At 58.3% G+C, this 9,167-nt stretch carries 9 protein-coding genes; 5 read left to right on the forward strand and 4 right to left on the reverse strand.

Going from position 1 to position 9,167, the window contains the following annotated elements; translation table 11 throughout:
• Window positions 1-124 precede the first annotated feature (124 nt).
• Together PPP56_RS06445 and lat are read right to left on the reverse strand one after the other, a co-directional pair.
• The gene (locus PPP56_RS06445; protein WP_353563215.1) at window positions 125-2,083 is read right to left on the reverse strand and encodes a T9SS type A sorting domain-containing protein; all 1,959 of its coding nucleotides are present in this window, start codon (window positions 2,081-2,083) and stop codon (window positions 125-127) included.
• A gap of 281 nt (window positions 2,084-2,364) precedes the next feature.
• Window positions 2,365-3,744: an L-lysine 6-transaminase gene (lat, locus tag PPP56_RS06450; RefSeq protein ID WP_353563216.1), complete on the reverse strand. Its 1,380-nt coding sequence runs from the start codon at window positions 3,742-3,744 to the stop codon at window positions 2,365-2,367.
• A 158-nt stretch (window positions 3,745-3,902) separates the two neighbouring features.
• Here lat and lipA point away from each other — a divergent pair, with 158 nt between their 5' ends.
• The 3 genes from lipA (at window position 3,903) to ndk (ending at window position 6,302) form a co-directional block, all read left to right on the forward strand.
• Window positions 3,903-4,880, forward strand: a complete 978-nt coding sequence (gene lipA / locus PPP56_RS06455) for a lipoyl synthase (RefSeq protein ID WP_353563217.1) — start codon at window positions 3,903-3,905, stop codon at window positions 4,878-4,880.
• 23 nt (window positions 4,881-4,903) lie between these two features.
• Complete coding sequence (locus PPP56_RS06460) at window positions 4,904-5,488, forward strand: Uma2 family endonuclease (protein WP_353563218.1); 585 nt, start codon at window positions 4,904-4,906, stop codon at window positions 5,486-5,488.
• 379 nt (window positions 5,489-5,867) lie between these two features.
• Window positions 5,868-6,302 (forward strand): nucleoside-diphosphate kinase, encoded by a 435-nt coding sequence (gene ndk / locus PPP56_RS06465; RefSeq protein ID WP_353563219.1) that lies wholly within the window; start codon window positions 5,868-5,870, stop codon window positions 6,300-6,302.
• Between the two features lie 57 nt (window positions 6,303-6,359).
• On the opposite strand, the gene PPP56_RS06470 is transcribed toward ndk, so the two are convergent.
• Window positions 6,360-6,617, reverse strand: a complete 258-nt coding sequence (locus PPP56_RS06470; RefSeq protein WP_353563220.1) for a hypothetical protein — start codon at window positions 6,615-6,617, stop codon at window positions 6,360-6,362.
• Between the two features lie 131 nt (window positions 6,618-6,748).
• Between PPP56_RS06470 and dacB the strand changes: the two genes are divergently transcribed.
• Together dacB and mreD are read left to right on the forward strand one after the other, a co-directional pair.
• Window positions 6,749-8,221 (forward strand): D-alanyl-D-alanine carboxypeptidase/D-alanyl-D-alanine endopeptidase, encoded by a 1,473-nt coding sequence (gene dacB, locus PPP56_RS06475; RefSeq protein ID WP_353563221.1) that lies wholly within the window; start codon window positions 6,749-6,751, stop codon window positions 8,219-8,221.
• A 65-nt stretch (window positions 8,222-8,286) separates the two neighbouring features.
• Window positions 8,287-8,769 (forward strand): rod shape-determining protein MreD, encoded by a 483-nt coding sequence (mreD, locus tag PPP56_RS06480; RefSeq protein ID WP_353563222.1) that lies wholly within the window; start codon window positions 8,287-8,289, stop codon window positions 8,767-8,769.
• A 47-nt stretch (window positions 8,770-8,816) separates the two neighbouring features.
• Here mreD and PPP56_RS06485 read toward each other — a convergent pair.
• The coding region (locus tag PPP56_RS06485) for a dihydrodipicolinate synthase family protein (RefSeq protein ID WP_353563223.1) at window positions 8,817-9,167 on the reverse strand (351 nt) is incomplete at its 5' end.

Raw genomic sequence — 9,167 nt, forward strand, 5'->3', positions numbered from 1 at the left:
AGCCGGGGCTACGGGCCGAAATCGGGGGCAATTTGCAGCCCAGCGGAGCCGCTCGCAGCCCAAATTAAGAAATCAAAACAGCTTCTTAGTCGTCATGTTCTATGATGTCAAGCGTGGGGCGTGTCTATCGCACGAGCGCAACCTGACGGGTCTCCACAAAGTCGCTACCTGTTATGCGTACAAAGTGCATTCCGCTTCCCAGCCGGCTGGTCTCAAGCTGCAGAGTGCGCGGTACGTTGCGCTGCAGTCCAATGCGGTCGCGGTAGACGCGCTGTCCCAGCGTGTTGTACACCTCTACGGTAACGACCTGCGACTCGGCTGCTGTCAGGTCAAATGTAAAGTTACCCTGAGAGGGGTTTGGATACGCTTCTGTAAACACGACAGGCGCCTCAAAAGGCACTTGAGCCGTGATCGGCTCGCTCGTCAGAACGTTGCCTTCGGCATCCGTTGAGCGTACCCGGTACTGGTAGCTACCGGCCGCCTGCAGGTCGAGGCGCTCCTGTGCAGTTGTGAGTTCTGAAGTCGAGGCAACCTCAAAGTCCTCCGGCTCGGGACTCGCACCGGGGGCCCGCTCTACCTCAAAGACAAAGTCTGCAACGTCTGGCGGAGTGCTCCAGTCCAGAGAAACGCTGGTACGCCCTTGATTGTCGACAGGCGTTTCAACGTCGGCTGAAAGATCAAATACGTTGATCTCAACGACGGGCTCTTCAACGCTCTGTCCATCGACCTCGCCACCCCGCACCCACTGAAGCTGATACGTGTACCGGCCCATGGCAAGATTATCGAGCTCAATCTGAGGATCCGCACCACCGGGCAAACGAGCCACCTCCTCGAAGTCTCCGTCAAACTTGCGCTGTCGTACAATGTACTCGTCGATGTCGCTGGCGGCAGGCCCTGTCTGCCAGGAGAGCACCACGTTGCCGGTGCGCGACTCGGCCTGTGCCTCAAAAGCAAACACCTCGGCTCCTACAGCAGCGGCACAGTTCGGAGCAAGCTCCCACCCCATGTCGTCAAGCAGTCCGCAAAAGAGCGGGCCGGGCGTGCGGGCGACCTCGTTGAACCCAATTTGTGGCGTCATGAGCGCGTTGGGATCGCCTGCCGGGTAGGTAAGCTCGTCGAAGTGCGCAATGCTCGACCCCGGTTGATAGTTGGTCGGGGCATAGATCTGAGCAGGAATCGGACCCGTGCTGTTTTCTGCAGCGATGTCCAGCGAGGGTCCCGATGCAAAGAGGGCGTTGCTGGTCAGGGCATCGCCCAGTTCAGTGGACGGGTTCGGGTAGATGCTGCGGTTAATGAGTTCGTTGAAGACGCCCGAGGGCGACTCGTGCTGAAGAAGCACCTCCAGCGCCCCCGGCACTTTCCGGTCCTCAGGCCGATCGGGCCCCTGCCCAATGCCCCAGGAGCCTTCTCCGTTGTCAACACTGGTCAGGTTAAAGAAGTTGAGCCCGTGCCCAATCTCGTGCAGGATCACCGAGGTAAAGTCAATCTCGTTCGAGGCCGGTGCATCTTCCCCGAAGTACCAGTCCGACCGATTGCTATTTACGTTTACGATAATATCCGGCTCGTTTGGGCTCTGGTTTTCCCCGGTAAGCGCGTTGACCAACGCATCACCATACACGACCTCTGACCCGTCGGCCAGCGTAACGGTGTAGATAAACCGTGGCCCCGCCGAAGCCAGTACGCCATCTCCCAGATCTTGAAACGACGCATCAATCGTAATAGGTACGGGCGACTGGATGTGCGTTGCCCAGATGTCTACCGCACGCTGAAAGGCCTGTCGCGCCTCCTGCGTGAATCCGGGGCCGTAGTCAACGTTGATATCGGCCTGTTCCGACTTTGGCACCGCGGTAATATCGGCCTCAAGGAAGGTGTTCATGTTACGCGGATCGTTCTCGTATCCACAGACCTCGTCGTACGACATTACCGACTCGAAGGGAATCCGCTCGTTGATTACGAGCCCATCGGAGCTGCCTGAAACCTGCTGAGCCTGAATGGCAGGGGCAGCCACGAGGATCCAAGCCAGCATGCCGGCTATGCCGATGAACCAGCTCATTCGCGGTGCAGAGGGGAGTACTAACTTCATACCTAAAGCAGTTGTAGTGGCCGTGTATTGTGTAGTGAGCACACAATGTGTGCGTGCTTCGACATTTCGGCAGACGTAGACGCGCTCCGTCGGATACCGTTACAAGGTACCGTAAGTATAGCCTGCATACGTGTAAAGCGCAATGTCCACTCTTACGATGACATATTGACCAACATACCCACCACCCGGCCAGACGCCAGATGGTGGACATGGAGGTTCATGGCAGCGAATGCGCCATAGGTGAGGGCACTCTCAGGAGACTGTCTGATCAGGATGTCTCATCAGGCTGTATGAGATGTATGAGGAGAAGGGGTTGCATGCAGCGCCGCATCGATGCGCTCAATACCCTCATCGATCTCGTCGGTTGTGATGGTGAGCGGCGACCGGAAACGCACCGACGCATCCCCGCATCCCAGAATAATAACCCCCTCTTCGAAGCACTGCTCCAACACGGCATTCCGATACGACTGCGTAGGTAGATCGAATGCGCACATCAGCCCGCGTCCGCGCACGTTGGTGACTGCTCCGTGCGCCTCCGACAGGTCGTGCAGCCGTTCTTGCAGATGCGTACCGGCATGATCGGCATGCGCAACCAGCTCATCTTCTTCGATGATCTCGAGAATGCGATCGAAGCGCACCATATCTACCAGATTCCCGCCCCAGGTGGAGTTAATACGGCTGGTCGTCTGGAATACGTGGCCATCGACCTCGTCGAGCTTGCGTCCGGCAAGGATGCCGCACACCTGTGTTTTTTTGCCGAAGGCCATGATGTCGGGGGCTACGCCAAGCGACTGGTGTGCCCAGAATTTGCCCGTAATGCCAACGCCGCTCTGCACCTCGTCGAAGATCAGCAGGGCGTCGTTCTCATGGGCCAGCGCCTTAAGATCGCGCAAGAAGGACGTACGGAAGTGGTTGTCTCCCCCTTCGCCCTGAATCGGCTCCAGAATAACGGCCGCAATCTCGTCGGGGTTGTCGTGAAAGGCACGCTTGGCTTGTTGCAGAGCCTGCTGCTCTTTCTTATGCAGACGCTCCTCTTCCGCCTCGTCGATCGGGAAGTGGATCTTGGGGTTGGTGATGCGCGGCCAGTCGAACTTCGGAAAGTACATCGTCTTGCGCGGATCTGACGTGTTCGTCAGCGACATCGTGTATCCGCTGCGTCCGTGAAAGGCCTGGTCTAAGTGTAAGACCTTGTGCCCGACTTCGCGCCGGTATCCCTTCTCGAAGTTCTTGCGCACCTTCCAGTCAAACGCCGCTTTGAGCGCGTTCTCGATCGCAAGCGCACCGCCCGATATAAAGAAGGTGTACGGCAGGTAGGCCGGGATACCCACCCGGCTGAAGGTATCCACGAACCGAGCCATGTGCTCGGTCATCACATCCGAGTTCGTGATTTTGTTTAGCGCGGCATCCATGAGTCGTTTTCGAAACGCCTCATCCTGCGCCAGCTTCGGATGGTTCATCCCAAGCGGACTGGACGCGTAGAATCCAAATAGATCAATGTAAGCCTCGCCGCCCGACTTGTCTTTGAGGCGCACACCCTGGCTCGCATCCATATCGAGAACCATGCGCATCATGCCCTTGGTCAGCATGTGGCGGGAGAGCACGTCGCGCACGTCGGCAGCCTCGATCGGATGGGTGGCTGTTGCTACGTCTGTTTCGGTCATACTGGAAGGTGCATTTTATATCCGTAGAAAGCATCGAACAGAGACAGGAGCATGCTCTGGCGTAGAGGAACGCTCCACCGGACATATCGTTACGTAGAAAGCAGCAAATCTTTCCCCGCTGCCTCATGTAGAGCTTCGCTCAAAACCTGCTTTAACGCATGTCTGACTCTGGCGCCCCCGCCCCCAAGACTCCCGATGAACTTCGCCTGCGCTCTGTTGAAAAAGAAGCCTTAACATCCTCAGGCGACGGTGATCCGGGCTTTTTCGAACTTCCTGTCGTTGAAGACACCAACAAGAACAAACAGGGCAAGCGGCCCGACTGGCTACGCGTAAAGCTGCCGCAGGGCAAAGAATTCAAGAAGGTGCGTAGCATCATCGATGAGCATGACCTGCACACGGTCTGCGAAAGCGCCAACTGCCCCAACATGGGCGAGTGCTGGAGCGCCGGCACGGCCACGTTTATGATTCTGGGCAACATCTGCACCCGCTCGTGTGGGTTCTGCGCGATCAAGACCGGTCGCCCTCAGGATGGCCTCGACTGGGACGAGCCGCGCCGTGTTGCCGAAGCCGCCGACCTCATGGGGGTGCAGCACGCCGTTGTAACCAGCGTAAACCGGGACGAACGCAAGGATGGGGGCGCTCCCATCTTTGCAGATACGATCAACCGCCTACACGACCTGGGCTGCACCGTAGAGGTGCTCACGCCTGACTTCCGGGGCCTCCGCGAAGCGTGCCAGACCGTGTTTGACGCGCGCCCCGACATTTTCAATCACAACATGGAAACGGTGCCCCGCCTCTACCGGCGCGTTCGCCCGCAAGCCGACTACCAGCGCTCACTCGATGTGCTGCAGTGGGCCAAAGAAGACGGCCTCCGTACTAAGAGCGGGATCATGGTCGGTCTTGGCGAGAAGCCCGAGGAGGTACTCGACCTGATGGACGACTTCGTTGAGATCGGCCTTGATGTGATGACGATCGGGCAGTACATGCAACCTACTAAGATGCACCTGCCTGTTGAGGACTGGGTCGAGCCTGAAACGTTTGCCTGGTACAAAGAAGTGGGCGAGGCGAAAGGCATCGAACACGTCGAAAGCAGTCCACTTACGCGGTCGTCGTACCACGCTGAAAAGCACGTATAACCTGTCTTGCCTGCGCTGCTGCCATGCCTGTTGCTGCCTCACCGGTCTCAGACCCAACCCCGCTCCGCTTTACGGTGAGCGACTACCACCGCATGGCTGAAGCGGGTGTGCTGGGTACCGATCGCCGCATCCAGCTCATTGACGGTCATCTCTTCGAAATGTCGCCCATCGGAAGCCGGCACGCTGCGTGTGTAGATCGTCTCAATCGTCTCTTTGTGCGGGCTGTTGATGACCGGGCCATTGTGCGTATCCAAAGCCCCATTCTGCTCCCGCCCGATTCAGAGCCTGAGCCAGATGTCACGCTTCTGAAGCCCCGAGGCGACGATTACGCATCGCGCCACCCCCGCTCCGAAGACGTGCTTCTCGTGGTGGAGGTCGCCGATTCTTCGCTTACGTTCGACCAGGAGGTGAAGGTGCCACTGTATGCGCGCGCTGGCATCCCTGAGGTGTGGATCGTGGCGCTCGATGCAGACCGCGTGTACACGTACCAGCATCCATCGGGCAACGAGTACTCCACCCGGCACACCTACACGATCGAAGCCTCCCTCCCCATGCCGCGCGCCACCGAGGCTGCCCCGGTCTCCGTCTCGAAGATACTGGGCAGCTGAGAAACAGCATGTGCAGGTCTCTTTTTTCCTTTGCTGATCGCCTTGGGGCCGAATACACAGTCCTGACATTCCCCATTCCCTCACAGCGTTCGGGCTGCGCCCAGCGTCGCGTCGGTCACACGCTCCCTCCTCGCGATGACAAGGTGTAAACGTATTTTCGCCGACTTACATAATTTGGGATGCGAGCGCTGGCAAACCAAAACCCAAAAAGCTTCTCACTTACAAAGCGTAATCGGCTGGGGCGCATTTCACCAAACATCGCCCGTTGATTCATCTCGAGTCAACACCGGTTCGCTTGGCCTGTTCGTACCGAATGTATGTATATACCGGCTGCCAAAGCGGCCAACGCTCTTTTACCTTTTCTTCCCGACAACGACCTATGGCTCTTGAACGTACCCTTGCCATCCTAAAGCCCGACTGTGTTCAGAAAGAACTGGTGGGCACGGTTCTCGCTCGCATTCAGGACGCAGGATTTGCTGTGCGTGGGCTAAAAATGATTACGCTCTCCAAGCGTGAAGCGGAAGGATTCTACGCTGTGCACAGAGACAAACCGTTTTTCGACGAACTGACCGACTTTATGTCGAGCGGTCCGTGCGTGCCGGTTGTGCTTGAAAAAGAAAATGCGATTGCTGACTTCCGCACGCTTATCGGTGCCACCAACCCCGAGGAGGCTGACGAAGGCACGATTCGCGCTGACTTTGCCGACTCCATCTCGACAAACATTGTGCACGGCTCAGATTCCGTTGCGAACGGCCAAAAGGAAGCAGCTTATTTCTTTGCTGAGCACGAGCTGGTCGCGAATCAGAGTGCGTAGTTTCTGCGTTTCGAACTTGCTTGCGCGCCCCACTTGGGGGCTACCGCAGTGCATCGCTTACCCTGTTTCCTCCTGCTCTTCTGCCACACCTGGCATGTAAAGGAGTGCATAAATGACACCCATGTAGCCTCCCATGAGCATCAAAGGGGATATGTACAGCGAGAGCGTGCCTTCGAGGGCTCCCTCAATGTACATGAGCGTGAACCCGAGGACAACGCTGAGCACGCTGGCCAACAGCAACTTGTAGTTGATTGGCTGAAGAACCGGAGGCTGAGCGCCTCGGCGGCGCGAGCGAGATGAACGGGGCCGTGGCATGGCACAATTTTGGGTGATAGTTGACTTCCTGACGGATGCGCCCCAACTTAAGCCTACGCAGTGCAGTTCCGATATGGATCTATGGGCGCGCTCTGCTCCTGATGATGTTCTCCTGACCGTCCCTGAACGCTTTGCTCGCTCTACGCACTCTTTCTCTCGGATGCCTCATTACACTGCTTGTGCTGGTCACAGGCAGTCCGCTACCTGGCGGCGCGCAACCCCTCACCAGCAGTCCATCCTCTGCGCTCTCAAGCGAGATAGACCGCATTCTGGATGCGCACTGGGGGTCTACCCCAGCGTTCTGGGGCATCCACGTGGTTGATCTTGAGAATGGAAATACGCTGTATGCACACCATGCCGATCACCGGCTCATTCCTGCGTCGACGCAGAAGCTGCTCACAACTGCTGCTGCACTCGACCAGCTGGGCAGCTCGTATCGCTACGAAACGGAACTGCACTTCAACGGCACCACCGAGGGAGCCGTGATGCGTGGTGACCTTACGCTTCGAGGATCGGGCGACCCTACGTTTGGGAGCACCGAGATCTGGCAGCGTGACCCGCTCCAAGAGTGGGCCCAAAAACTCGCCGAGCAGGGCGTAGAGCGCATTGAAGGGCGCCTTATTGGCGATGCCCGCCGGTTTGACGGCACGGCCTACCCGGAAAGCTGGGACATCGGATACGTAACCCGCCAGGCCAGCCGGTACATCGGTACCGCCAGCAGTGCACTTTCTTACAGCGATAATGTCGTCGCGCTGCGCATACAAGCCGCCGCCCCCGGACAGCCGCCCGACATTCGTCCTTACCCGAACGGGGCGCTCACGCTTAACAACGAAGCCACAACAAGCAGCCGGTGGCGAGGCAATGCCCTTCACCTGGACCGCGCGTTCGAGTCGAACACGATTCGCCTGCACGGCTCGGTGGCTCGTTCATACAGGGGCACTGTTAACGTACCCGTAACTACGCCAACCGACTTCGCAATGCGCAGCCTCGTGCTCGCGCTTGAGGAGGCCGGCATTGAAACCGACCTGACACGTGTTGATGCCGACACCCTGAGCACGGTGCCCGATCGCGGGTCGCTTCTCTTCGTATCGCTTTCGCCCCCACTCGCCGATATCGTTGCAGTGATTAACAAGCGATCCAACAACTTCTACGCCGAGCAGCTCTTGCGCACCATCGGATGGGGCGGATCGGTGGAGGGCGGCGAGAATCGTATTCGGCAGTTTCTGCGTCAGGCTGGCGTGGCGCGCCCGCCGGCAATCCACGACGGCTCGGGACTCTCTCGGCGCAACCTCGTCACTCCCAAAACGCTAACCGGACTGCTTCAGCATATGGAGAACCACCCGGAATCGGAGGCTTTCAGGGCTTCGCTGGCGGGCAGCGGTGAGCGCAACACAACGATGGAGTATCGCCTGTCACGTTACAATGTGGAGGCGAAGACCGGCTCGCTACGATATGTGCGTGCGCTGAGCGGCTACGTAACGCGTACCGATGGATCGCGCGTTGCTTTTACGATAATGGCAAACAATTATTCAGGCGGCGCCTACCGCGTACGTCGCACCATGGATGAGATCGTGCAGACGCTTACCGACGCTCCCGTTCTATAGCGCACCTACCGTAGCACTCTTGCCGTTAAAGGCGTTGGTCGTTTCGTTTTTATCGCTTCCTGCCCATGACCTCAACCACCCGTTACATTTTGATCGGCGCTGGGCTGGTGCTCGCGCAATGGGTGGTGCTTCAGCATCTTGGCATATGGGGGGCCACCCCCGATGTCGTACTTCTTTTCCTGGCATGGCTCGCCCTACGCGTCTCCCGGCGCACAGCCGCACTGAGCGGATTTGCTCTTGGCTTTGCCCTCGACATCGCCTATGGCACCTGGGGCATGCACGCTCTGGTAAAAACCATCACGGGGTTTTTGCTGGGAAGCGTTACGCTCTCTGACGATCGCGATGCTGTGCTCATTCAGCCCAACCAGGCCTTTCTTGGAGGCTTTCTGCTTACGTTGATGCACAACGGACTGCTGGTGATTCTGCTGGCGCTGCAGGCTCAGACCAGCAACACCTTTCTGGTGAACGCGCTCTGGCTTGGATCTTCGCTCTACACTGCGGTCATCGCTACCCTGGTCGTCTGGCTCGCGCCCCGGGACACGCGGTAGCCACCTCGCGATGCCCCTTTTGTCTCCTTTTGTAGGCTGCGCTTCATTCACAGGAGCTCCAGGTGCGGAGCGAAGGCGTCGATTACACGGCGCCGCGTTGCGGATTCGGGAGAGAGTGGCTCCAGTGGGAGGCGTACGTGCTCATGCATCTGTGTTGTAGCTGCCAGCACCGTTTTCACGGGTACGGGATTCGTGGCGTAGAAGCAGGCCCGCATCGCATCCAGCAGTTCGAAATGCTTTTTCTGTGCCGTGGCTATATCGCCGGCGAGGGCTGCTCGCGTTAGCATGCTAAAAGCGCCAGGCAGCGCGTTGCTGATCACCGAAACGACGCCATCTCCACCAAGCAGCGTCACCGGCAATGTCATCTCATCGTCGCCCGCGTACACCGCAAACCCATC

The sequence above is a fragment of the Longimonas sp. genome (assembly GCF_040409695.1).
Taxonomy (GTDB): Bacteria; Bacteroidota; Rhodothermia; order Rhodothermales; family Salinibacteraceae; genus Longimonas.

Coding starts and splice junctions, on each gene's coding strand:
- PPP56_RS06445 (WP_353563215.1), bottom strand. CDS start 2,083: ATGAAGTTAGTACTCCCCTCTGCACCGCGAATGAGCTGGTTCATCGGC.
- lat (WP_353563216.1), bottom strand. CDS start 3,744: ATGACCGAAACAGACGTAGCAACAGCCACCCATCCGATCGAGGCTGCC.
- lipA (WP_353563217.1), top strand. CDS start 3,903: ATGTCTGACTCTGGCGCCCCCGCCCCCAAGACTCCCGATGAACTTCGC.
- PPP56_RS06460 (WP_353563218.1), top strand. CDS start 4,904: ATGCCTGTTGCTGCCTCACCGGTCTCAGACCCAACCCCGCTCCGCTTT.
- ndk (WP_353563219.1), top strand. CDS start 5,868: ATGGCTCTTGAACGTACCCTTGCCATCCTAAAGCCCGACTGTGTTCAG.
- PPP56_RS06470 (WP_353563220.1), bottom strand. CDS start 6,617: ATGCCACGGCCCCGTTCATCTCGCTCGCGCCGCCGAGGCGCTCAGCCT.
- mreD (WP_353563222.1), top strand. CDS start 8,287: ATGACCTCAACCACCCGTTACATTTTGATCGGCGCTGGGCTGGTGCTC.